At 64.2% G+C, this 24,351-nt stretch carries 21 protein-coding genes; 19 read left to right on the top strand and 2 right to left on the bottom strand.

The features are described from left to right. Position 1: 1 nt before the first annotated feature. The 5 genes from FFS37_RS17305 to FFS37_RS17285 all read left to right on the top strand — a co-directional run bounded on the left by FFS37_RS17305 (position 2) and on the right by FFS37_RS17285 (position 5,252). The gene (locus FFS37_RS17305) at positions 2–889 is read left to right on the top strand and encodes a LysR substrate-binding domain-containing protein (protein ID WP_137932165.1); all 888 of its coding nucleotides are present in this window, start codon (positions 2–4) and stop codon (positions 887–889) included. 422 nt (positions 890–1,311) lie between these two features. After that, the gene (locus FFS37_RS17300; RefSeq protein WP_137932164.1) at positions 1,312–2,406 is read left to right on the top strand and encodes an ABC transporter ATP-binding protein; all 1,095 of its coding nucleotides are present in this window, start codon (positions 1,312–1,314) and stop codon (positions 2,404–2,406) included. A 67-nt stretch (positions 2,407–2,473) separates the two neighbouring features. Next, on the top strand, positions 2,474–3,586 hold the full coding sequence (locus FFS37_RS17295) for an ABC transporter substrate-binding protein (protein WP_137932163.1): 1,113 nt from the start codon (positions 2,474–2,476) through the stop codon (positions 3,584–3,586). A 21-nt stretch (positions 3,587–3,607) separates the two neighbouring features. Then, positions 3,608–4,441, top strand: a complete 834-nt coding sequence (locus tag FFS37_RS17290) for an ABC transporter permease (protein WP_137932162.1) — start codon at positions 3,608–3,610, stop codon at positions 4,439–4,441. 4 nt (positions 4,442–4,445) lie between these two features. Beyond that, the gene (locus FFS37_RS17285; protein WP_137932161.1) at positions 4,446–5,252 is read left to right on the top strand and encodes an ABC transporter permease; all 807 of its coding nucleotides are present in this window, start codon (positions 4,446–4,448) and stop codon (positions 5,250–5,252) included. On the opposite strand, the gene FFS37_RS17280 is transcribed toward FFS37_RS17285, so the two are convergent. Next, on the bottom strand, positions 5,249–6,037 hold the full coding sequence (locus FFS37_RS17280; RefSeq protein WP_137932160.1) for a 2-keto-4-pentenoate hydratase: 789 nt from the start codon (positions 6,035–6,037) through the stop codon (positions 5,249–5,251). The two genes, FFS37_RS17285 and FFS37_RS17280, sit on opposite strands and share 4 nt — an antisense overlap. 193 nt (positions 6,038–6,230) lie before the next feature. Here FFS37_RS17280 and FFS37_RS17275 point away from each other — a divergent pair, with 193 nt between their 5' ends. The 14 genes from FFS37_RS17275 (at position 6,231) to FFS37_RS17210 (ending at position 21,888) form a co-directional block, all read left to right on the top strand. Continuing rightward, positions 6,231–6,638: a DUF3168 domain-containing protein gene (locus tag FFS37_RS17275; protein ID WP_137932159.1), complete on the top strand. Its 408-nt coding sequence runs from the start codon at positions 6,231–6,233 to the stop codon at positions 6,636–6,638. 170 nt (positions 6,639–6,808) lie between these two features. Continuing rightward, the gene (locus FFS37_RS17270; protein ID WP_137932158.1) at positions 6,809–7,108 is read left to right on the top strand and encodes a hypothetical protein; all 300 of its coding nucleotides are present in this window, start codon (positions 6,809–6,811) and stop codon (positions 7,106–7,108) included. A gap of 99 nt (positions 7,109–7,207) precedes the next feature. Then, positions 7,208–7,873 carry a response regulator transcription factor gene (locus FFS37_RS17265; RefSeq protein ID WP_137932157.1) on the top strand — a complete coding sequence of 222 codons (666 nt, stop codon included), beginning with the start codon at positions 7,208–7,210 and terminating at the stop codon, positions 7,871–7,873. Continuing rightward, entirely contained in the window at positions 7,857–9,284 is a 1,428-nt protein-coding gene (locus FFS37_RS17260; RefSeq protein WP_137932156.1) for an ATP-binding protein, read from the top strand. The genes FFS37_RS17265 and FFS37_RS17260 overlap by 17 nt, the downstream gene beginning before the upstream one ends. A 181-nt stretch (positions 9,285–9,465) precedes the next feature. After that, complete coding sequence (locus tag FFS37_RS17255) at positions 9,466–9,903, top strand: hypothetical protein (RefSeq protein WP_137932155.1); 438 nt, start codon at positions 9,466–9,468, stop codon at positions 9,901–9,903. Positions 9,904–10,000: 97 nt separating this feature from the next. Continuing rightward, on the top strand, positions 10,001–11,146 hold the full coding sequence (gene ccmI, locus FFS37_RS17250) for a c-type cytochrome biogenesis protein CcmI (protein WP_137932154.1): 1,146 nt from the start codon (positions 10,001–10,003) through the stop codon (positions 11,144–11,146). An 8-nt stretch (positions 11,147–11,154) separates the two neighbouring features. Further along, entirely contained in the window at positions 11,155–11,598 is a 444-nt protein-coding gene (ccmE, locus tag FFS37_RS17245) for a cytochrome c maturation protein CcmE (RefSeq protein ID WP_137932153.1), read from the top strand. Positions 11,599–11,636: 38 nt separating this feature from the next. Next, positions 11,637–13,628 carry a heme lyase CcmF/NrfE family subunit gene (locus tag FFS37_RS17240; RefSeq protein ID WP_137932152.1) on the top strand — a complete coding sequence of 664 codons (1,992 nt, stop codon included), beginning with the start codon at positions 11,637–11,639 and terminating at the stop codon, positions 13,626–13,628. Further along, on the top strand, positions 13,625–14,092 hold the full coding sequence (locus FFS37_RS17235) for a cytochrome c-type biogenesis protein (protein WP_137932151.1): 468 nt from the start codon (positions 13,625–13,627) through the stop codon (positions 14,090–14,092). The genes FFS37_RS17240 and FFS37_RS17235 overlap by 4 nt, the downstream gene beginning before the upstream one ends. A 132-nt stretch (positions 14,093–14,224) precedes the next feature. Beyond that, complete coding sequence (locus FFS37_RS17230) at positions 14,225–15,775, top strand: Do family serine endopeptidase (protein ID WP_137932150.1); 1,551 nt, start codon at positions 14,225–14,227, stop codon at positions 15,773–15,775. Between the two features lie 349 nt (positions 15,776–16,124). Next, complete coding sequence (locus FFS37_RS17225; RefSeq protein ID WP_171026308.1) at positions 16,125–16,799, top strand: response regulator transcription factor; 675 nt, start codon at positions 16,125–16,127, stop codon at positions 16,797–16,799. A 131-nt stretch (positions 16,800–16,930) separates the two neighbouring features. Further along, on the top strand, positions 16,931–18,403 hold the full coding sequence (locus tag FFS37_RS17220; RefSeq protein WP_137932148.1) for a sensor histidine kinase: 1,473 nt from the start codon (positions 16,931–16,933) through the stop codon (positions 18,401–18,403). Continuing rightward, the gene (locus FFS37_RS17215) at positions 18,403–21,369 is read left to right on the top strand and encodes a bifunctional [glutamine synthetase] adenylyltransferase/[glutamine synthetase]-adenylyl-L-tyrosine phosphorylase (protein WP_137932147.1); all 2,967 of its coding nucleotides are present in this window, start codon (positions 18,403–18,405) and stop codon (positions 21,367–21,369) included. Before FFS37_RS17220 ends, FFS37_RS17215 begins: the two co-directional genes overlap by 1 nt. Before the next feature lie 42 nt (positions 21,370–21,411). Further along, the gene (locus FFS37_RS17210; protein ID WP_137932146.1) at positions 21,412–21,888 is read left to right on the top strand and encodes an EF-hand domain-containing protein; all 477 of its coding nucleotides are present in this window, start codon (positions 21,412–21,414) and stop codon (positions 21,886–21,888) included. A gap of 45 nt (positions 21,889–21,933) precedes the next feature. On the opposite strand, the gene FFS37_RS17205 is transcribed toward FFS37_RS17210, so the two are convergent. Continuing rightward, positions 21,934–24,255: a PAS domain-containing sensor histidine kinase gene (locus FFS37_RS17205; RefSeq protein ID WP_137932145.1), complete on the bottom strand. Its 2,322-nt coding sequence runs from the start codon at positions 24,253–24,255 to the stop codon at positions 21,934–21,936. Positions 24,256–24,351 lie beyond the last annotated feature (96 nt).

Here is a 24,351-nt window from a genome sequence, read left to right as displayed (position 1 = left end):
CTTGAGAATTCCTTCGACACAGGCGCTCCGCGCCCTCGACAGTTTCGCCAGGCATGGCAGCGTCTGGCGCGCCGCCGACGAACTGCACCTCACCCGCAGCGCGGTGAGCCATCAGTTGCGCCTGCTGGAGCGGGATCTCGGCTTCGATCTGTTGCAGCGCATCGGCAAGGGAGTGGCGCTGACGCCGCGCGGCCAGCGTTACGCGGCCGATGTCAGGAAGGCGCTGACCGTGCTCGGCGACGCGGTGGCGCAAAACAATGGCGCCGGCGTTGGCGGTTCCTTTGCCGTCTCCTGCCCGCCGGGCTTCGCCTCGATGTTCCTGTGCACCCATATCGGCGAATTCCAGCAGATGTATCCGGACGTGGCGATCTCGATCCTGACGCCTCGCCGTCTTGACGACGTCAGCAACCCGGAAGCCGACGCGTTCATCGCCTTCGGCGTCGGCAATTGGCCGAACCGCGCGGTGGAACTGCTCTGCGAGGTCTCGTTCACGCCGCTTTGCAGTCCGACGCTGCTCAACAGGGTCGGTGGCTTTTCCAAACCCGCCGACGTGCTGCGGGCCAATCTGCTCCATCTCGGCGACACCGAGGACTGGGCTCGCTGGCTGGCGCTATCCAAGGTGGAGAATCCCGATACGGAAGGCGGCATCTTCTTTTCAGACATGAATCTCGTCTTCTCGGCCGCGGTCGCGGGGCAGGGAATTGCGATGGGCGACGAATTGACGGGCCGCCGGGCGCTGAGCGAGGGCCGGCTGGTCAAGCCGTTCGAGGCCTCGGTGCCTTCGCCCCGGTCCTATTTCCTGGTTTTCGAGCATGCCAAGGCCGGCCACCCCGTGCTCAACGCTTTCAGCGACTGGCTGAGGGCCAAGCTGCTGGAGAACAGGCTTTAGGCCTGTCGAGATTGGCTAATCTCCCCACTTGGGGAGATGTCCGGCAGGACAGGGGACGCGCTGTCCAACAACGTCTCCGGTCGTCATCCTCGGGCTTGACCCGAGGATCCATGCCGCGACGTTCGCGAAGGTGCGGGCTGACGGAATTCCGCACTGTTGCTGCGCCCAAAAGTAACGGCATGGATTCTAGGGTCTGCGCGCGTCGCTTTGCTCCTTGCTCCGCCCTAGAATGACGACGGCATGGCTGCTTTCGCCAATCTCGAACGTCGATGATTGTGCCAAACATCACCGCAAGCAGACGCTCCGGGCATCCACGGCACTGCTCATCCGTGAATCAAATTTGCCGATCAGGCGAAAACTATTCGGTTGCGGTGAGCCGTCGGCGTGCCTACGATTTCACAGTGGACTGAGGAAGAGGCAGGATGCAGCAACCCGGCCGGGCCGCAGAGATCAAGGCAATCGGGATCGGTAAGAGCTTCGGCTCGTTCCGTGCGCTGGATAACCTGACGCTTGACATCGGCCGCGGCGAATTCCTGACGCTGCTCGGCCCCTCTGGTTCGGGCAAGACCACCTTTCTGATGATCCTCGCCGGCTTCGTGCAGCCGACCGAGGGCAAGCTTTTCAGCGACGGCACCGACATTACGGACCGCCCGGCCGAACAGCGCGCTGCGGGCATGGTGTTCCAGGGCTATGCGCTGTTTCCGCATATGAGCGTCGAACAGAACGTCGCTTTCCCGCTCAAGGTCCGCAAGAAATCGGCGGCGGACATCAAGCGCCGTGTTGGCGAAATGATCGAGCGCGTCGGTTTGGTCGGCCACGAGAAGAAACTGCCCTCGCAGCTTTCCGGCGGACAGCAGCAGCGCGTGGCGCTCGCCCGCGCACTGGTGTTCGAGCCGGGCGTGCTCCTGCTCGATGAGCCTTTCTCGGCGCTGGACAAGAGCCTGCGCGGCCAGATGCAGGCCGAGATGAAGCGGCTGCACCAGGAAACCGGCACAACTTTCGTGTTCGTCACCCACGACCAGAGCGAGGCGCTGGCGTTGTCGTCGCGTGTCGCCATCTTCAACCATGGCAAACTGCTGCAGGTCGGCGCGCCGGACGAGGTGTACGACCGGCCGGACAACCGCTTCGTCGCCGAGTTCCTGGGCGAGATCAACATGCTGCCGTTGAAGGGGGTCCAGCCTGCCGGCAATGGCGCGACCGGCCTCTGCGAGGACCGCGCGGTCAACATGCACTGCAAGGCCGAGAAAGTCCGTGGTGACGCCATACTGGCGATCCGGCCCGAACACATGTCGATCGCGCGTGAGGCGGCTGTGGGCGAGAACGGCATCGCCGCGACGGCGATCGCCTCAACCTACCTGGGTGCTGCGACCAAGCTCGACCTGACGACGCGCCAGGGCGCCAAGGTAACCGTCTCGGTGCCGAACGAGGTTGCCGCAGCGGCGCTGAGCAAAGGCAATTCCGTCTGGCTGACCTGGCCGGCCGAAAAAGGCTTCCTCCTGCCGGACGGAGGACAATGAACGCTGGCGCGGCCTGATCCGCCGCACCGGATTCCGGATTCAATCAACGAAAACAAGGGGAACTGACATGAACGACACCAAGAAACAGGCCATTGAAACGCTGTCCGCGAGGACAAGGCGCGGCGAGATTTCGCGTCGCCAATTCACGCAGCTTGCCGCCTTCGTGCTCGCCGGCACGCCGATGTTGTTGCGCTCGACCAAGTCCTTCGCCGAAGCAAAGGAACTTGTGTTGGTCAACTGGGGCGGCGACGCCATCACGGCCTACGATGCCGCCTATGGCCAGGCCTTCACCAAGGACACCGGCATTACCGTCAAGATGGATGGCTCCGGCCCGACCGAAGGCGCGATCGCGGCCCAGTTCAAGAGCGGTGCGCCGACCTGGGACCTGGTCGACGTCGATCCGTTCTCGGCCATCACGCTCGGCGCGCAGGGCATGCTCGAGCCGATTGACTACAATATCGTCGACAAGAAGAAGATGCGGCCGGGCTTCGGCTGGGACTATGCCGCCTCGACCTATTTCTTCTCCTATGTCATCGCCTACGATTCCGAGAAATACGGCAGCAATGCCCCGACCGGCATGGCGGATTTCTTCGACGTCAAGAAATTCCCCGGCAAGCGCTCGCTCTACAAATGGGGCGTGTCGAGCTGGGAAGCGGCGCTTTTGGCCGACGGCATCGCGCCGGCTTCGCTCTATCCGCTCGACCTCAAGCGCGCGCATGACAAGATCGCAGCCTTCAAGGAGAACGTCGTCGCCTACTGGGGCGGCGGCGCCGAAAGCCAGAGCGTGCTGCTCAACGGCGAAGCCTCGATGGCTATCGTCTGGTCGACCCGCGCGTCGCTCATCGAGCAGGATTCCGGCGGCAAGATCAAGTTCATCTGGGATCAGGGCCTGATCTCGCCCGGCGCGCTCGCCGTGCTCAAGAACAATCCCGGCGGCAAGGACGCGGCGATGAAGTTCATCGCCAGCGCACAGGATCCGGAAAAGCAGCTCGTCATGTTCGACAAGCTCGGCCAAGGCCCGGCCAATCCGGCTGCCGATGCGCTCATCCCCGCCGACAAGAAGCGCATCAACCCCGTCGATCCGGCCAACATGTCGAAGCAGATTCCGCTCGACATGGACTGGTACGCCAAGAACTACGGGGCGGCGCTGGACGAATACACCAAGATCATCTCCGCCTGACCGCGGCGGTGTTGAGCTGACATGAGAGGTGTTCTCTCCGACAGGATGGGCGCGGCGCTGTTGATGGCGCCGCTGCTCCTGTTTCTCGTTTTGGCCTATGCCTGGCCGTTTCTCGGCGTGGTGAAGTGGAGCTTTACCCTGCCCACGCCGGGGCTCGGCCAGTACGAGGCATTGCTGACCGACGACCTGGTCCAGTCGGTGTTCATCCGCACGCTGCGCATTGCCGCGATCGTCACCGTCGTTTCCGTCGCCGCCGCCTATGCCATCACCGTGGTCTGGGTTCGCGGCACTCCGGCGCAGCGCCTCATCGCCGAGTTCTGCATCCTTGTTCCGTTCTGGATTTCGGTGCTGACGCGGGCGTTCGGCTGGGTGGCGCTTCTGTCGAACCGCGGCCTGATCAACACCTGGCTGCAGTCGATCGGATTTATTTCCGAGCCGCTGACGCTGGTGCGCAACGAGCTTGGCGTCGTTATCGGCATGACGCATTTCCTGATCCCTTTCGCGGTCTTTCCGCTGGCGTCGGCCATGCGCAGCCTGGACGAGCGCGTGCTGCTCGCGGCGCGCGGTCTCGGCTCCAGCCGCATGCGCACGTTCTGGACGGTGTTCGTGCCGATGACGCGCTCCGGCATCATCGGCTCGGCGCTGATCGTCTTCGTCTTTTCGCTCGGTTTCTTCGTCACGCCGGCGATCCTCGGCGGCGGCCGCTCCGTGATGATCGCCGAACTGATCTACCTCAGGATCTTCCAGAGCCCGGACTGGGGGCTGGGAGCCGCGATCAGCGTCGTACTGGTGTTGTTCGTCGGCGCGCTGATGGCGCTGCTTTTCCGCTACGTCAAACCCAAGCAACTGGTGTAGCGCGATGCCGACCTATCGCCCCGGACCCGTTTCGCTCATTCTCGCCGTGCTGGTGGCGCTGTTCCTGCTTATGCCGCTGCTCGCGGTCATCCCGGTATCGCTGACGCCGAGCCGCATGCTGGCGATGCCGACGGGCGAACTGTCCCTGCGTCACTACCGGTCGCTGGTCGAGGATCCGCGCTGGCTGCAGTCGATCCTGCTTTCGATCCGGATCGGCATCGTCTCCAGCGCGATTTCGACCATGCTGGCGCTCTGCTTCAGCCTCGGTGTGTGGATGTTCCAGCCCCGTTTCACCGCCATGCTCGTGGGTTTCGTGCTGCTGCCGATGGTGGTGCCACCCGTGGTTTCGGCGGTGACGCTCTATTTCCTGCTCACCTCGCTCTCCGGCGTCAGCTCCTTCTTCGGCTATGACACCTGGCTCGGCGTCGCCATGGCGCATTCGGTCATGACGGTGCCCTTTGCGACCGTGCTGATCCTGGTCTCGCTCAGCCAGCTCGACCGGCGCATCGACCTTGCCGCGCGGGGCCTCGGCGCCAGCGTGTGGGAGCGTGCAACGCGTGTCATCATGCCGAACATCAAGTTCGGCATCGTCACCGCGGCGCTGCTCTCCTTTGTATTGTCCTGGGAGGAGATCGGCGTCACGCTGTTCATCACTTCGGTCAACGCCATCACGCTGCCGCGCCTGATGTGGATGGGGCTGCGCGACAATATCGACCCGGCGATCGCGGCCCTCTCGGTCATCCTGATCATCATCACCGTGCTGGTTCTGGCGGTGCGCAGCGCCGTGGTCAGGCTGCGCGCGGGAGGTTAGACAAACCGCACCGAGACACGGCCAAACCTGCCCAAATCACCGACGACTTCGTCGCCGGCCTTGACCGCTATCGGCGTCACGCAGGTGCCGGTTATCACCACCTGGCCCGGCTCGGCCGCTATGCCGAGGCCGGACAGTTCATTGATGATCCATGTCAGCGCTATACGAGGGTCGCCCAGCACGGCCGCGCCCGTGCCGTTGTGCCGCGACTTTCCCGAAACGACACCGGTCACCGGATGCTCCGCCAGGTTCACGTCGCGCCATTCGTCTTCCACGGCCTCGCCGATGACGAAGAGATTGGCGCAGGCATTGTCGGCGATGAGCTGCGCTGCCCCGACAGCGCAGAAATCGTCGTAGCGGGAGTCCGGTACCTCGATTGCCGGGTGCAAGCTTGCCACGGCGGCCATCACCTCGGCGATTTCATAGGGCGCAGGGCGCGGCGGGAGCTGGCGGCCGAAACGGAACGCGAATTCGATCTCGGCGACGCGCATCTTGCTGGTCGCCAGCGAAACGCTGCCGCCGACCTCGACCGCCTTCTCGGCCAGCAGGCGCCCGGCCATCGGACCGTCGACGTTGATATGTCTTTGTCCGGCCAGGCTGGTCGCGGCGATCTTCCAGCCGAAAAGCGGAGCCCGCGAACGATCCATGACATGCGACTGGATGGCATAGCCTTCGGCGCGCGTTTTTGGCCGCAAATCCTGCGGTATGGCGCTGAGATGCGTGCCCTTGTCCCAATGCTCCACCAGCAGACGAGATGCGGTCCGGGTCTTTTCTGGATCGAGCATGCTCAGCTCCGGAAATCTGGGAACACACCTTGCTGACAGCCTCGCCGGCAAGGTCGTATTTTCGAGATGGTCGGCATTCATGATCGCCGAGACAAATCGTCATCGTGTCCAGGCGACAAATGGCTATATATGGCGTCTAGAGCGCGCCCGAGCTTATGACAAGTGATGGTCGGTGGCGCAACGGGGAGAAACGATGACCGCGGCCGGTGATTTGCAGCAGGCTCTGTTCCTCAGGCTGAAAAGCGATGCATCGCTGTCGGCGTTGCTGGGTGGCGCCGGCTTGCTTGAGCGCGCGACCGACAATGCCGCATTCCCTTACGTGACTTGCGGCCAGACCAGCGGCTTCGACTGGGATTCCGGCGCCGAGGACAATGACGACCAGCTGATCACCTTCCACATCTGGTCGAAGGCGAATGGCGAAGCCGAAACGCGGGCCATCATGGACGCCATCGACGCGCGCCTTGCCGGCGCGGTGCTGGTGATAGGCCCACGCGGCCAGACCCGGCTGTCGCTCGAATTCTCCGAGGCCCGTTATGACGAGGAACTTCTCGTGCATCATGGGCTGCTGCGCTTTCGCGCGTTGACGCGGGAAAACGCCTGAAGCGCTTTCAATGTGACCGCAACGGAGTCTAGACTGGTCCCGACAGGTTTCGCCGATTGGGGTGGCGAAATCACGATCTGCCGTCTCGGGTTCCAGGGGTTAGCGGACATGGTTTTCGCATCGATCACCGTTCATTTCACGTTCAGCACCGACGCGTTACAACACCGACCATGAAAACGCTTCGCTCCCACTTCCGAACCGCGACCCTGGCGCTCTGTGTCGCCGGGCTGGTTGCGTCGCAGGCCATGGCGATGCCGGTCATCGCGCCCGACCAGGACAGTCCGATCGTGCTGGCGGCGTCCGACTGCTACGCGATCGGCCAACAGGTGGCTGAACAGAATGGTGGAACGCTGGCCAAGGCCTCGCAGTCGACGCGTGGTGGCCAGGCGGTCTGCGTGATCGTCGTCCTGGTTCCGGGCAAGGACGGACAGCGTCCGCGCCGTTCCGAAATCGTCGTTCCGCAGAACTGATCCCTCCCATCCCGGAGGGTCCGTTTCCCAGGGCGCCGGAATCGTCCTATATCTCGCCCGGCCGTCCGGAAAGTTTCTTCAACAGGTATCGATCTCCACATGCGTGTACTGGTCGTCGAGGATGACAAGGATCTCAATCGCCAGATCGGCGACGCCCTGGTTGACGCCGGCTATGTCGTCGACCGCGCCTTTGACGGTGAGGAGGGGCATTTCCTCGGCGACACCGAGCCGTACGACGCGGTCGTGCTCGACATCGGCCTGCCGCAGATGGACGGCATCAGCGTGGTCGAGCGCTGGCGGCGCGGCGGCCGCAAGATGCCGGTGCTGATCCTGACGGCGCGTGACCGCTGGAGCGACAAGGTTTCAGGCATAGACGCCGGCGCCGACGACTATGTCACCAAACCATTCCACATCGAGGAGGTCCTGGCGCGGGTGAGGGCCCTGATCCGCCGCGCTGCCGGTCACGCCTCGTCGGAACTGACCTGCGGACCCCTGCGCCTCGACACCAAGGCCTCGAAGGCCGACGTTGACGGCGTTCCGCTGAAGCTGACCTCGCACGAGTTCCGCCTGCTTGCCTATCTGATGCATCATATGGGCGAGGTGGTTTCGCGCACCGAGCTGGTCGAGCATCTCTACGATCAGGATTTCGATCGTGACTCCAACACGATCGAGGTGTTTGTCGGGCGGTTGCGTAAGAAGATGGGCATCGACATGATCGAAACCGTGCGCGGCATGGGCTACCGCATGCGTGAGCCGGAGGCGTAACTCGGAACCGCTCAAACCAATCGCAAGGCGGCCGTTTCTACTGCGTTTGTGGCCGCGTTCGCTGACCTTTCGCGTCATCGCCTTTTCGACTGTCTGGGCGATCCTGACCCTGGTCGTCATTTTCACGCTGATCAACACGCTCTACCGCCAGGCCAGCGAGCGAGGCTTCGACAGTCTGCTGTCGGCGCATCTGTTCAATCTGATCGGATCCGTCGGCATCTCCGATACGGGGGCGCTCACCGGTTCTCCGGATCTGGGTGATCTGCGGTTTTCCGAACCGAATTCAGGCTGGTACTGGTCGGTCGAACCTGCTTCGGAAGGCGTGCACGGCGAGCTTCATTCATCGTCCATGACCACGTCCATCCTGTCGCCGAGCGTTGCGGAAGTGCCGTTCAATGCCAATTTTCAGCGCAGTTACGCCACCAAGGGCATTGTCGGCGAGCAGCTGGTGGTCTTCGAAAGCGAATTCGTCCTCGATGCCAAGAACCGCGCCGCGCGCTTCCGCGTCATGGGCAACAAGACCGAGCTGGAGCAGGAAATCAGCACCTTCCAGCACCGTTTGCTGACATATCTCGGCCTGTTCGGCATCGGCATGATCGCCATCAACGCCGTCGCCATCCTGCTTGGGTTGCAGCCGCTGCGCCGGGTGAGGAACGCGCTGGCCATGGTGCGCGAGGGCACCGCGCAAAGGCTGGACGGCCGGTTTCCGGCCGAGATCGAGCCGCTGGCCAACGAAACCAACGCGCTGATCGAAAACAACAAGCGCATCGTCGAACGGTCCCGAACACAGGTCGGCAATCTCGCCCATTCGCTGAAGACGCCGCTTGCGGTGTTGCTCAATGAGGGCCGGGCGCTGGGCGGCGCCAAGGGTCAGCTGATCGTCGAGCAGGCTGCTTCCATGCAGAAACAGGTCGAGCACTATCTCCAGCGCGCCCGCGTCGCGGCGCAGCGCGACAGCGTCGTCTACCGCACGCCGGTGTCGCCGCTTGTGCAACGCATGGTGCGGGTCTTGCAGAAGCTCAACCCTCAAGCCAGCCTGTCGCTCTCCTTGCCAGCCACCGAGATCGTCTTTGCCGGCGAACGCGAGGATCTCGAGGAACTGCTCGGCAATCTTCTGGAAAATGCGATGAAATGGGCCAAAAGCGCGGTCTCGGTCTCGGTGGCGCCCGTGACCGGACAGGATGACAGCCATTTCGAGATCAGCATCGAGGACGACGGCCCGGGCATTCCCGAGGACAAGGCACGAGAGGCGTTGAAGCGTGGCAGGCGCCTGGATGAGACGAAACCGGGAACCGGCCTGGGGCTCGCCATTGTCGCCGATCTCGTCAATGAATATGGCGGCGCCCTGGCGCTTGAACGATCCGGCTTGGGTGGCTTGAAGGCGGTGGTGCGCTTGCGGAGCCTGCAGTGAGGCTATCCCCGGCCAATCGACAGCGACGGACAGCGCGTGCTATGGCGGCGTATCGATTGGTTCGGGAGTGGCTGGCGGCGGCCAAATTTCCGACAAATATCAACGCTATGGCCACATCTTCGATGACGCGGCCCCCGGCGCATCCATGGCAGGCTCCAACTCAAGAAAACCGGTTGTTGGCATGAAGATTCGCGTCGCGCTCGTTTCCGCACTGCTGGCCGTCTCGGGCTGTAGCACTCTGGGTGGCAAGGGTCCCACCCTCACACCCACGCCTGTTTCGACGCCTCCTTCGGGCGGCAAGGTCACCAAGTCCATCATTTCCGCGATGGGCGGCGGCCTTATCGGCGGGTCGATCGGCAACGGCCTCAGCGACACGGAAAAGCGCAGCGCGCTCGAGGCCGAATACAAGGCGCTCGAATACAACACCAGCGGCCAGAAGGTGACGTGGAAGGGCGATCAGGCTTCGCGATACGGCGAAGTGGTTCCGGCCCAGCCCTACCGCGTCGGCTCGCAGGATTGCCGCCAGTACACGCAGACGGTGTTCAATGGCGGCGCCAGCGTGACGGCGCGCGGGACCGCTTGCCGCAATACCGACGGCAGCTGGACGCCGCTGACCTGAGGTTCGGGCAGGCTGGCCGGTATCGGCCCGCTGGCCGTCAAAGCGTCGCAGGACGCCAGTGTTGGCAGGGCAGGGCTCTGCCGTTATTGGAAGAACCATGCTGTTCTGGGTCATAGCCGCGATGTTGACGCTGGGTGCGAGCCTGGCGGTGTTGCTGCCATTGGCTGGCGGCTCGAGGAGCGCGTCGCCAAGCGGCGATCATGATCTCGAAGTCTACCGTGACCAATTGTCCGAACTCGACCGCGACGCCGCACGCGGCTTGATCAAGCCCGCGGAAGCCACCGAGGCGCGCGCCGAGATCGCCCGCCGCATCCTGCGTCTCGACACGGCTGCCAGTTCATCGGGCCTGACGTTATCGACCCGGCCGGCATCGGCCATGGCACGACTTGTCGCCACGGCCGCCGTGCTGGCCGTGCCTTTGGTCAGCTGGGGGCTCTACAGTCAGATCGGCTCGCCCGACTTGCCGTCACAACCGCTCGCCGAGAGGTTGGCCAAGAACCCGGCCGACAGTTCTGTCGACGAGCTGGTCGCGCGCGCGGAAGCGCATCTTGCGGCCAACCCCTCCGACGGCCGGGGTTGGGACGTGCTGGCGCCGGTCTATCTGCGCATGCAGCGCTTTACCGACGCAGCCGCAGCCTATCGCAACGCCATCCGCCTGGACGGTGACAACGCCGCCCGCCAGGCCGGCCTCGGGGAAGCGATCGCCGGCGCGGCGGGCGGCATTGTCTCGGCCGATGCCCAGGATGCCTTCGAAGCTGCGCTCAAACTCGATCCAGCCAATGCCAAGGCGCGCTTCTATCTCGCCATGGCGCTGGCGCAGGAGGGCCGCACCAAGGAAGCGGCGGCGGCATGGCAGGCTATGCTCGCCACGCTGCCATCCGACTCTGCCTGGCGTGGCGCCGTCGAGCAGGCGTTGGCCAAGTCCAACGCTCCCGAAGTTGCATCAGCCGCGGACGCGAAAGGTCCTGACGCCGCCGATGTCGATGCCGCGTCGTCCCTGTCGCCGCAGGATCGCGAAGCCATGATCAACACCATGGTCGCCGGCCTCGATGATAAACTTCGTCAAAATCCGCGCGACCCGGAAGGATGGATGCGGCTCGTTCGTTCCTATGTCGTGCTGGGCAAGACCGACCAGGCGCGCGATGCGCTGGGGCGGGCCATTGCCGTTTTCGGGGCCGACAGTGAAGAGGCGAAGAAATTCACCGCCTTTGCCGCCTCGCTGGGCCTGACGGCGACGGAGTAGAGCTGGATATGACGCGCAAGCAGAAACGATTGTCGGTCATTTTGGGCGGATTGGTTTTCCTGGGCGCCGCCACCGGGCTGACCTTCTACGCGCTCGGCCAGAAGGCGTCGTATTTCTACATGCCTGGCGATCTCGCCACGGCCACGGTCCAGCCCGGCCAGCGGATCCGGCTGGGCGGTCTGGTCGAAAAGGGCACGATCCAGCGCGGGCAGGGCGCGACGGTCGCCTTTTCGGTCACTGACACCCACAAGTCGGTCAAGGTCACCTATACCGGCATCCTGCCCGACCTGTTCCGCGAAGAGCAGGGCGTCATCACCGAAGGCACTTTTGGCGCGGACGGCGTCTTTGTCGCCGATAGCGTGTTGGCCAAGCACGATGAGCGCTACATGCCCAAGGAAGTGGCCGACGGCCTGAAGGCCAAGGGTGTCTGGCAGGAGAGCAAGAGTGAATAGCTCCAAGCCGAGAAAAAGCGCGCCTTGCGGGGACAGCCATGGTTGAAACCGGACATTTCGCCCTGGTCCTGGCGTTCGCGCTTTCGCTGGTGCAGACGATCGTGCCGCTGGTTGGCGCGCGCCTCGACAATCAGCGTCTGATGGCTGTCGGCGGTCCCGTCGCGGTGACCGGCTTTGCCCTGACCGCGCTTTCCTTCGCAGCACTTGCGAGCGCCTATGCGACCTCCGATTTTTCCCTGGCCAATGTCTGGGAGAACTCGCATTCCCTGCAGCCGATGATCTACAAGATCACCGGAACCTGGGGCAATCACGAAGGTTCCATGCTGCTCTGGGTGCTGATCCTGACCTTTTTCGGCGCTCTTGTCGCAGCCTTCGGCTCCAATCTTCCGGCAAGCCTGCGGGCCAACGTGCTGGCCGTCCAGGGTGCCATCGGCGCCGCTTTCTTCCTGTTCATCCTGGCGACGTCCAATCCCTTCATCCGCCTCAATCCGGCGCCGATCGAGGGGCGCGATCTCAACCCGATCCTGCAGGACCTCGGGCTCGCCATCCACCCGCCGTTGCTCTATCTCGGCTATGTCGGTTTCTCCATCTGCTTCTCCTTCTCGGTCGCCGCCCTTATCGAGGGCCGCATCGATGCTTCCTGGGCGCGCTGGGTGCGGCCGTGGACCCTGGTCGCCTGGATGTTCCTGACCGGCGGCATCGCGATGGGTTCATACTGGGCCTATTACGAGCTCGGCTGGGGCGGATTCTGGTTCTGGGATCCGGTCGAGAACGCCTCGTTCATGCCCTGGCTCGCCGGCACCGCGCTGCTGCATTCGGCCATCGTCATGGAAAAGCGCTCGGCGCTGAAGATCTGGACGCTGCTGCTCGCCATCCTCACCTTCTCGCTGTCGCTGCTCGGCACCTTCCTGGTGCGTTCCGGCGTCCTGACTTCCGTGCACGCCTTCGCCACGGATCCGACGCGCGGCGTCTTCATCCTGTGCATCCTGACGCTGTTCATCGGCGGATCGCTGGCGCTGTTTGCGCTGCGCGCGTCCCGGCTGACGGCCGGCGGCCTCTTCCACCCGATTTCCCGGGAAGGCGCGCTGGTTCTCAACAATCTGTTCCTGACCACGGCTACCGCCACGGTCCTGGTTGGCACGCTCTATCCGCTGGTGGTCGAGGCCTTCTCGGCCGACAAGATTTCCGTCGGCGCGCCGTTCTTCAACCTGACCTTCGCTCCCTTGATGGTGCCGCTGCTGGTGATGGTTCCCTTCGGGCCGTTGCTGGCCTGGAAACGCGGCGACATCCTTGCCGTCGCGCAGCGCCTGATGGCGGCGTTTGCGGCGAGCTTGCTGGCCATGCTGGTCACGGCGCTGTTCATCAGCGGAGCCACCGTGCTCGCGGCCCTCGGCGTCGGCCTTGCCGTGTGGCTGGTACTCGGCGCGCTCACCGATCTTGCCGTCAAGGCGGGGTTCGGCAATGTCTCGGTGGGCATCATGGCCAGGCGCCTGGCTGGCCTGCCGCGTTCGGTCTTCGGCACCGCGCTCGCGCATATGGGCCTGGGCCTGACCGTGCTGGGCATTGTCGGCACGCTCTGCTTCGGCACCGAAAAGATACTGTCGATGCATCCGGGCGAGACTGTCGAACTGTCCGGCCACACGCTGCGCTTCGCCGGAATCTACCCCGCACAGGGGCCGAATTACAGCGAGGATCGCGGCCGTTTCGAGCTGATTGGCCCTGCCGGCAATCCGGTCGGTGAAATCAGCTCCGCCAAGCGGTTCTATCCGGTGCGGCAGATGACGACGACCGAATCCGGCATCAAGACCCTTGGCCTTTCGCAACTCTATATTTCGCTGGGCGACGAGGGGAAGGACGGCTCGGTCGTGGTGCGGCTGTGGTGGAAGCCGCTGGTGACGCTGATCTGGGGCGGCGGCCTGATGATGATGGCCGGCGCGGCGATGTCGCTCATGGACCGTCGCCTGCGGGTTGGCGCTCCCTCGCGGCGCCGCAAGCGGATAGAAGTCCCTGCCTCCGCGGGCATGCCATGACCGCGAGGCTTTCCATCGGCTCGCTCGTCCTGCTGCTGTCGCTGGTCTTCGCCGGCGCCGCGCTTGCAGTGAAGCCCGATGAAATGCTGGCCGACCCCGCGCTGGAGGCGAGGGCGCGGGCGCTGTCGGAGGGCCTTCGCTGCATGGTCTGCCAGAACCAGTCGATCGACGAGTCCGACGCCGATCTCGCGCGCGACCTGCGTATCCTGGTGCGCCAGCGCCTCGTCGCCGGTGACAGCGACCGGCAGGTCATGGATTATGTGGTTTCGCGTTACGGCGAATTCGTTCTGTTGAAGCCGCGCTTCGACCTGCGCAACGCGCTGCTGTGGGGCACGCCGGTGATCCTGCTTCTGGCGGGCGGGCTTTTCATCGCGCTCAACGCCCGCTCGCGCCGCACGCTGGCGACGAAATCCCTTTCCGCCGACGAGCAGGCGGCCCTGGATGCAATCTTGCGCCGCGACTGAGGTCCGGGCTGTCGGCAACATTACCAAAGTTTCATGCATCGGAAATGGCGCTGTAATGTGCGCCTCTCTAATTCTTCTTTCCCAAGGATGCCGATCGAGGCGCGTCCCCTTCGAAATGAGGATAGAGACCCCATGAATATTGCCCCCAATTCATATTCCCGCACCCATAAGCGTCTTCTGGCCGCCGTTGCGTCCGTTGCCGTTGCCGGCGCTCTCGGCGTCGGCGCGCTGACCACCGGAACCAGCCCTGTCCTGGCCGACGCGGTGCGCGTCGAGGCTCCGCAGATGCCGAGCTTCGCCGACGTCGTGGAACGCGTTTCCCCGGCCGTGGTCAGCGTCAAGGTCAAGGCCAAGATCCAGCCGACGGCCGATGACGGCTCCGACGACCAGGACGGTTTGGACAATCTCCCCAACAATCCGCAGCTTCGCCGCTTCTTCAAGGAATTCCGCGGCTTTGGCGATCAGGGCGGTCAGAACGACGATGGCCATCGCCGCTTCGGCCACCGCGACCGCAACAACGATCAGCCGCGGCCCGTGGCCCAGGGGTCCGGCTTCTTCATCTCCGAGGACGGCTATCTCGTCACCAACAACCACGTCGTCGAGGAAGGCACCGCCTTCACCGTCGTGACCAATGACGGCAAGGAACTCGACGCCAAGCTGGTCGGCACCGATCCGCGCACCGATCTGGCCGTGCTCAAGGTCGAGGGCGGCGGCAAGTTCACCTATGTCGATTTCGCCGACGACTCCAAGGTTCGCGTCGGTGATTGGGTGGTGGCCGTCGGCAATCCGTTCGGTCTCGGCGGCACCGTCACCGCGGGCATCGTCTCGGCGCGCGGCCGCGACATCGGCGCCGGCCCGTATGACGACTTCCTGCAGATCGACGCCTCGGTCAATCGCGGCAATTCGGGCGGCCCGACCTTCAACCTCAACGGCCAGGTGGTCGGCATCAACACCGCCATCTTCTCGCCTTCGGGCGGCAGCGTCGGCATCGCCTTCGACATCCCGGCCTCGACCGCCAAGCAGGTCGTCGGCGACTTGATGAAGAACGGCGCCGTGCAGCGCGGCTGGCTCGGTGTCGAGATCCAGCCGGTCACGTCAGACATCGCCGAATCGCTCGGCCTGAAGTCCAACAACGGCGCGCTGGTGTCCAGCGCCCAGGACGATGGCCCCGGCAAGAAGGCCGGCATCACGGCCGGCGATGTCATCACTCAGGTCGACGGCAAGGATGTCGCATCGCCGAAGGAACTCGCCCGCCTGATCGGCGCCTATTCGCCGGGCAAGTCGGTCGACGTCACCGTCTGGCGCGACGGCAAGAGCCAGACGATCAAGGTCGATCTCGGCAAGTTGCCGGCCAGCGACAAGCAGGCCTCGAATGACCAGGATCAGCAACCGGCCACTCCGGCAAAGCCCGACTCGCTCGCCGATCTCGGCTTGACGGTCACCAAGGCCGAAAAAGGCAAGGGCCTGGTGGTCACCGATGTCGATCCCGACAGCGATGCGGCCGATCGCGGCATCCAGCCCGGAGACGTCATCACGGCGGTCAACTCGACCGAGGTCAACGGCGCCGAGGATGTCACAAAGGCGATGGCCGATGCCGTCAAGTCGGGCCGCAAGGCCGTGCTGATGCAGATCACCCGCGACGACAACAACCGTTTCGTCGCACTGCCGGTCGCCAAGGGCTGAAACGACTTTTCCAATGCGGCGGTTTCAAACACCCCCGAGTCGCCGCATGGGAAAGCATGGAGCCGGGTACGTTAGTCAGTCATCGTGCTCTCTCCAGCGGCAGCGGGCTTCCCATCGCCCGCTGCCGCACATCCCGGATGGCTGCTGCTGTCGTGACCGAAGCCGGTCCGCCTGGTGATTTCAGGGTAACGGCATACGCCGGACCTGGCGTGCCTGGCGTAATGACGCGATTGAACAAAGATATTATCGCGCACACTCGGGATCATCTTGGTCGCGATGCGCTTTGGCAAAGGCTAAAATGCAGATGCCGGCTACTCAAACTTCCAGTGAAATCGCGTATAACGGCTCTATGAAGATTCTCGTCATAGAAGATGACCGCGAGGCGGCGGATTATCTGCAGAAAGCCTTCACCGAAGCCGGCCACACCGCGCATGTGGCCGGTGATGGCGAGACCGGCTTCGCGCTCGCCGATGCCGGCGACTATGATGTGATGGTCATCGACCGGATGATGCCGCGCCGCGATGGCCTGTCCGTCATTGCCGGGCTGCGCTCGCGAGGCAACACCACGCCGGTGCTGATCCTGTCGGCGCTGGGCGAGGTCGATGACCGGGTCACCGGTCTGCGCGCCGGCGGCGACGATTATCTGACCAAGCCCTATGCCTTTTCCGAGCTTCTGGCTCGTGTCGAGGTGCTGAACCGCCGCGCCAGCGCCAAGGAGGCCGAAACCGTCTACCGGGTCGGCGACCTCGAACTCGACAGGCTGTCGCATTCGGTCCGGCGGGCCTCGCGCGAGATCACGCTGCAGCCGCGCGAATTCCGCCTGCTGGAATATCTGATGCGCCACGCCGGCCAGGTGGTGACGCGCACCATGCTGCTCGAAAATGTCTGGGACTATCATTTCGACCCGCAGACCAATGTCATCGACGTCCACGTCTCGCGCCTGCGTGGCAAGATCGAAAAAGGCTTCGACAAGCCCATCCTGCATACGGTTCGCGGCGCGGGCTACATGCTGAAGGGCGGGTAGGGGCATGATGCCGGAAGGTCCCAACCGGTTTTCCCGGGCAAACAGTTTCGTCTGTCGAGAAGTCATGCTCCAGCAAAGAGATGGATCAGGATGACGTTTCGACCAGACGTCGTCCTGATCTAGGCCGCATCATGGCGCTTTCCGTGCCCGCCATCATGAAGACGACGGCCGCGCGGCTGTCGGCGCTCTATCTGCTGCTCTTCGCGCTCTGCGCCGTGCTGCTGGTCTTCTACATGACCTCGCTGTCCGCGCGCATGCTGACCGCGCAGACCCAGGATACCATCAACGACGAGGTGCTCGGCCTCGCGCGCGCCTACAAGAAGGGCGGCCTGCCCTTGCTGGTGCGCGTGGTCGAAAACCGCTCCCGTCAGCCCGGCGCCAACCTCTATCTCATCGCCGATGCCAATGGCCAGATCCTGACCGGCAATGTGCAGGCCCTGGAACCGGGTGTGATCGATACCGAGGGCTGGACGACCGAGCCGTTCTCCTACAAGCGCTTCGGCGAAGGTGAGCTTGATCGCTTGCGCAGCGGAGCGTCCGACACGACGCCATCCCCTTCGGACGACGCGGCTCAGACAGAGGGCGAGAAAGGTCACAACGCCATTGCGCTGGTGCTGCGGCTGCCCAACCAGATGATCCTGCTGGTCGGACGCGATCTCGGCGAACCGGAGCGCTTCCGCGCCGTCATCAAACGTTCGCTGATGCTGGCTCTGGGCATGATGGGGCTGGGCGGCCTTCTGATCTGGTTCTTCGTCGGGCACGCAGCGTTGAAACGCATCGACAGCGTTTCGGATGCCAGCCGCCGCATCATGGGCGGCGATCTTTCCGGCCGGCTGCCGGTGACCGGCGCCGGCGACGAGTTCGACCGGCTTTCGGAGAACCTCAATTCCATGCTGGCCAGGATCGCCACGCTCAATGAAGGTCTGAAGCAGGTCTCCGACAATATCGCCCACGATCTGAAGACGCCGCTGACCCGGCTGCGCAACCGCGCCGAAGCCACTTTGTCGGGAAAGCACAAGACGTCGGACTATCGCCAGGCGCTGGAAGGCACCATCACCGAATCCGACCAGCTGATCAAAACCTTCAATGCCATCCTGATGATCTCGCGGCTGGAGGCCGGCTATTCTACCGAGCATACCAACAAGGTCGATCTCGCGGCCGCCGTGCATGATGTCGTCGAACTCTACGAACCCGTGGCGGAAGAAGCCGGCGTTCTGCTGGAGGCGGAGGTGAATGGCGCTTTCCTCGTCGACGGCAACCGCGAGCTGATCGGCCAGGCGCTCTCCAACATCGTCGACAATGCGATCAAATATTCGGCCGGCTCCGCCGCCGAGCCGGCGGTTCGCGTGACGCTCGGCAGGGTGTCCGGCGAGATCAGGCTTACCGTTGCCGACAATGGCCAGGGCATCCCCGACGACGCCGATCGCGCCAGGGCGACCGAACGTTTCGTGCGGCTGGAAAAGAGCCGCTCACAGCCGGGCTCGGGCCTGGGCCTCAGTCTCGCCAAGGCCGTCATGACATTCCATTATGGACGGCTTGATCTCTTGCCTGGCAATCCCGGACTATCCGTGGTCATGAGTTTCCCGACACGGGAGGATCACTGATGGCCGCGGCGGCGAAACGCAAAGTCTCGGACTGGCTGCTCAAGCCGGTGGTTGCGCTGGCTCCGCTCGACGAAGTCCAGGCGCGGCGGGAGCTGGCCGAAATCGCCGGCGTCGCGCGCGAGGAAGGGCTGACGCGGCTGGCCGGTTTTCTGGCTGGGAAGGGAGATGCTCAGCATTTCCTGGCCGCCGTCTTCGATCTCTCGCCCTTCCTGCGCGATGTAGCGCGCCGGCGGCCGCAAATCCTGGACGGATTGTTCGACCAGCCGGTCGAAGCGCGCCTGAAAGCGATCAGCACGGCGATCGAACAGGCGCCCCTGGCGGAGGCGGTTTCAGAATCCAGCCTGATGATGGAACTGCGCCAGTGCAAGACCGAGGCGCACTTCCTGATCGCGCTCGCCGATCTCGCCGGCGAGGCGCAGACGTCGCAGACGGTAAGGCGGCTGAGCGACCTTGCCGACGCCTGCACGCGCGCGGCCGTCGATTTCCTGCTGCGAGACGCGCATGGACAGGGCAAGCTCAGACTTTCCGATCTCGACGATCCGTCGCTGCGGTCCGGTTGGATCGTGCTCGGCATGGGCAAGCTCGGCGCGCATGAGCTCAACTTCTCGTCCGACATCGACCTCGTCGTGTTCTTCGATCCCGAGGCATCCGCCGTGATCGACCCTCTCGACGCCACAGAGCTGTTTTCGCGGTTGACGCGCCGCCTGGTGCGCATCCTGCAGGACCGCACCGAGCATGGCTATGTCTTCCGCACCGATTTGAGGTTGCGCCCCGATCCCGGTTCGACGCCGTTGGCGATCCCGGTCGAGGCGGCGCTGCGCTACTACGAAGCGCGTGGCCAGAACTGGGAGCGGGCCGCGATGATCAAGGCGCGCCCGGTTGCCGGTGATATCGCCGCCGGCGACGGCTTCCTGAAGGAATTGCAGCCCTACATCTGGCGCAAATACATGGACTACGCCGCGATCGCCGACGTCCATTCGATCAAGCGTCAGATCCACGCCCACAAGGGGCATGGCGAGATCGCGGTGAAAGGCCACAACGTCAAGCTTGGCCGTGGCGGCATCCGCGAGATCGAGTTCTTCGTCCAGACCCAGCAGCTCATCGCCGGCGGCCGGTTTCCCGAGTTGCGCGGCCGCGAAACCGTGCCGATGCTCGGTCAGCTCGCGGCCCGAGGCTGGATCACGTCGGACGCGCGTGACGCGCTGGCCCGCCAGTACTGGTTCCTGCGCCGGGTCGAACACGCGATCCAGATGGTGGCGGACGAGCAGACGCACACGCTGCCCGAAGACGATGAGGGGCTGGAACGCATCGCCCGCATGCTGGGTTTTGCCGATGCGGCAGCCTTCTCCCTGGCCTTCCGTGCCTCGCTTCAGCAGGTCGAGCGCCATTACGCCGCGCTGTTCGAAACCGCGCCCGAGCTCTCGGCCGGCATCGGTAATCTGGTCTTCACCGGCGACGTCGACGATCCCGACACGTTGCAGACCCTGCACGGGCTGGCCTTCCAGCGGCCGAGCGACATCTGCCGCGTCATCCGTGGCTGGCATTTCGGCCGCTATCGGGTCACTCAGTCGGCGGAAGCGCGCGAGCGGTTGACGGAGCTGACACCGGCCCTGCTCAAGGCATTCGGCCAGACCCGGCGGGCGGATGAGGCGCTCGTCCGCTTCGATGAGTTTCTTGCCGGCCTGCCGGCCGGCATCCAGCTGTTCTCCTTGCTGCAGTCGAATCCCGCCCTGCTCAAGCTGATGGCGACGATCATGGGTGCAGCACCCCGGCTTGCGGCCATCATCACGCGCCGGCCGCATGTCTTCGACGGCCTGCTCGATCCCGCGCTTCTCACCGAACTGCCGGACCGTGCCTATCTCTCGGCGCGGCTTTCCGCCTTCCTCGAAGGCGACAGGGCTTATGAGGATGTCCTCGACCGGTTGCGCATCTTTGCCTCGGAGCAGAAATTCCTGATTGGTGTGCGGCTGCTCGCCGGCTCGATCGATCCCGCGCGCGCCGGCCGTGCGTTCTCGGATTTGGCCGACCTGACCATCGAGGCGGCCCTGCAGGCGGTGATGAGCGAATTCGCCTCGCGCCACGGCACGGTCGCGAGCGGTGTGGTTTCGCTGCTCGGCATGGGCAAGCTCGGCAGCCGCGAATTGACGGCCGGGTCGGACGTCGACCTCATCCTTCTCTACGACCATGATCCCGACGCCGAGGATTCCGACGGTGAAAAGCCGCTGGCGCCTTCGCACTACTACACCCGCATGACGCAGCGGCTGATCTCGGCTGTATCGGCGCCGACGGCGGAAGGTGTGCTCTACGAACTGGACCTGCGGCTGCGGCCGTCCGGCAACAAGGGCCCGGTGGCGACCCACATCGATGCCTTCAAGAAATATCAGCGCCAGGAAGCCTGGACCTGGGAGCACATGGCGCTGTCGCGTGCGCGCCCCATAGCCGGCGACGCCGGCCTGTGCGGCGAGGTCGAGGCGGAGGTTATGGCGGTGCTTGGCCAGCGGCGCGATGCCGCGAAGGTAAAGGCGGAAGCCCGCGACATGCGCGCAATGATCGAACAGGAGAAGCCGCCGCGTGACCTATGGGATATCAAGCTGATCCCCGGAGGCTTGATCGATCTGGAATTCATCGCCCAGGTCGCGGTCATTACCGGTCAGGTCGATGCGGCGCCACGCGCCACCGGCACGGCCGACATCCTGTCGCGTCTGGCTCCCCGTTTCGCCGATGCCGGGGTCAGGCAGGACCTTGGCGATGCCTATGCGCTCTATCTGGCGCTGACGCAGATGACGCGGCTTTGCCTCACTGGCGCCTTTGAACGCGATGACGTTCCGCCAGGGCTTTCGGATCTGCTTCTGGCGGTCACCGACCTGCCGGATTTCGGTGTGCTGGAAGCACATCTCAAGGAGACGTCGCAGAAGGTCAGGAAGGACTTCGATCTTCTGCTTCGTGCCGGACCGCCGCGAGGCTGACGTCCGGCCGCATCGGGGGTGACGATGCAACAGGAGAAGACCATGAGAAAGACAACCAAACTCGCCTTTGCCTTCATCGCCCTTGCCGGGGCCGTCGGCAGCGCGGCCTATGCCGAAAACGTCGACAGCGCGAAAATGCGCGAGCGCACCATGATGCGTCTCGACAAGGCGATGAACGACAATGGCGGCACCATCACCTTCGACCAGTTTTCCAATGCCATGGACGCGCGACTGAAAAAGCTTGTCGCCGACAATGGTGGCAAGCTGACCGTCGCCCAGCTCGCCGACGCGCTCGAGAAGGCGCGGTTCGAACGGATGGCCAGGCGCATCATCGACCGTTACGACTCCAAGGGCGACGGAACCCTTACGGCCGATGACATCACCGGCCGCGAGAAGAAGATCTTCGCCATGCTCGACAAGAACAATGACGGCAAGATCGAAAAGAGCGAACTGCCGAAGGACGGCCGCTTCGGCCATCGCCAGTGGAATGACGAGGGCGACGACGGCAGCATGCAGTGAGGACGTCGGATTTTCGGCTCCGGCAACATCGGCCGGAGCCGGTGATCAGGCCGCGGCCTTGATCGACGGAGCGCCTTTCTTCACCGGAATGCGCACCGACACGATGGTGCCGACACCCTCGGTCGAACGGATCTTCAGCGCGCCGCCCTGAAGCTCGGCCAGCGAGCGCGAGATGGCAAGGCCGAGCCCGGACCCGGCATGGTTCTTGGAGAACTGGTTCTGCACCTGCTCGAAGGGCCGTCCGAGCTTGCCGAGCGCTGCCCTTGGGATGCCGCAGCCATTGTCCTCGATGGTCAGCACCAGCGCTCCGGACGTGTTGCGCGCCCTGACCGATATGTGGCCGCCCTGGCCGGTGAATTTTACCGCGTTGGACAGAAGGTTGATGACGATCTGCTTGATCGCGCGACGGTCGGCGAACAATGTCAGGGCATCGGCGATGCGCGTTTCCACGGTGATCGCCTTCTGCGCCGCCTGCAGCGAGACGACCCGCACCGTCTCGCTGATCAGCGGGCCGAGGTCGATCTGCTCCTGGTCCAGCGAGAACTGGCCGGCCTCGATCTTGGACATGTCGAGAATGTCGTTGATGACGCCCAGAAGATATTTGCCTGAGCTGTTGATATCGGTCGCATATTCCTCGTAGCGCTCCGATCCCAGCGGGCCGAACAATCCCTGTTCCATCAGTTCGGAGAAGCCGATGATGGCGTTGAGCGGCGTGCGCAGTTCGTGCGACATGTTGGCGAGGAACTCGGATTTCGCCCGGTTCGCCGCCTCGGCGCGCTCGGTTTCCTTCATGTATTTGTGGTTGAGTTCGACCAGTTCGCGCGAGCGTTCCTCTTCGGCGCGGCGGGCGAGGCTGAGGTCATGGATCGTCGCCATCAGCCGGCGCTCGCTGTCGACCAGCTTTTCCTGATGCAGCTTGATCTGGGTGATGTCGGAGCCGACCGAGACGATGCCGCCATCCCTGGTCCTGAGTTCGTTGACCTGCAGCCAACGGCCATCGGCGAGCTGGCGCTCGAAGGTGGAGCCGCCCTGCGGCCCATTGGTGTTGGCAAGCCGCCGTTCCGATGCAAAGGCCAGCATGCGCTCTTCCAGGGCCGCGCGGGCCACGCCCGGCATAACGTCGCGATCCGACAGTCCGTTGTCCTGCTGGTACTTCGAGTTGCACATGATCAGCCGCTGGGAAGCGTCCCACAGCACGAAGGATTCGGTGATGTTCTCGATCGCGGTCCTCAGGCGAAGGTCGGCCGCTTCGGAGCGCAGCGCAAGATGACGCTGCTCGGTGACATCCACCGCAATGCCGATCAGTTGGATCTCCGGCGCCTCCGGATCCATGACCTGCGCCCGGGCGCGCATCCACACCCACTGGCCATCGGCGTGCCGCATCCGGAAGACCTGGTCGATATGGTCGATTTCGCGCGCGACGATCCGGTTGGCGAGCTGGAACAAGTCCCCGTCATCGGGATGGATGATCTCGTCGACCTCGCCGAAGGACAGCATCGTTTCACAAGGCTCGTAGCCGAGCATGTCGTACATCGAGCGCGACCAGTACATCTTGCCGCGCACCATGTCCCAATCCCACAGGCCGCAGCGGCCGCGAACCAGCGCCATGTCGATGCGCTGATGCGCTTCGAGGTAGATGCGGTCGGCCGCCTGCGCGCGCGCCGCCTGGCCGAAATAGGCGTAGAGGATGATGATCAGAACACCGGCGGTCAGAACGAACAGGGTCACGTTCAGCGAGACCGTCTTGCGCCATGTGTCGAAGACGGCTTCCTGCGGCACGAGCGCCGCCGCGGCCCCCTTCCTGTCCTTGGCGACGCTGACCGCGGCGTACCAGTCCGGGCCGCCGATGTTGACCTCCATGACACCGGCACGGTCGCCGAACATGAACAGCGGCTGGCCACCCTGGACCAGCCCGTCGAGCGAATGGCCCTGCCAGGGCATGGAACGTGGCGTCACCGCGGTGATCTTGAAGGCGCTGTCGGTTATGACGAGCACGTGGCTGCGGCCCATGGCGCCTTGGCGGCTGGTGGTTTCCAGCAGGTCCTGAATGGCGCCTGGCGGCGTGTCGGAGATGGTCGCGAGCGAACTGGCGAGCTGGCCCGCCGCCAGCGTCAGGACAGCCTTGGCGTCTCGCTCGACATCGTCGCGCTCATTCATCAGCGACAGCACGCGCAGAGCCGCGATGACGATCAGGAAGATGACGATCAGGGCCGGTATCGACCGGCGCAGCAACGGTTCAGCGGCGAGAAGCCGCTTGTAGGCCGGTTCGGCTATGAGCCGCGTGTTCCCGGCCAGGCCGTCGCTTGGCGTCTCGCGCCGCGCAAAAGCCATCCCTCCGGGCGCGCCCCACGCGTCCGCCTTCGCCATAAATGGCACTCCCCGAATTTGCCTATGCTGCTTGTTGATCCGGCAAACGCCGCACATCCGAATCGTCAGTAAAGAATCAAAGGTGATTCGCCTTGT

The sequence above is a fragment of the Mesorhizobium comanense genome (assembly GCF_005503535.1).
Classification (GTDB): Bacteria; Pseudomonadota; Alphaproteobacteria; order Rhizobiales; family Rhizobiaceae; genus Mesorhizobium; species Mesorhizobium comanense.
The sequence above is the reverse complement of the archived record's forward strand: the minus strand, read 5'-3'. Positions and strand labels throughout refer to the sequence as shown.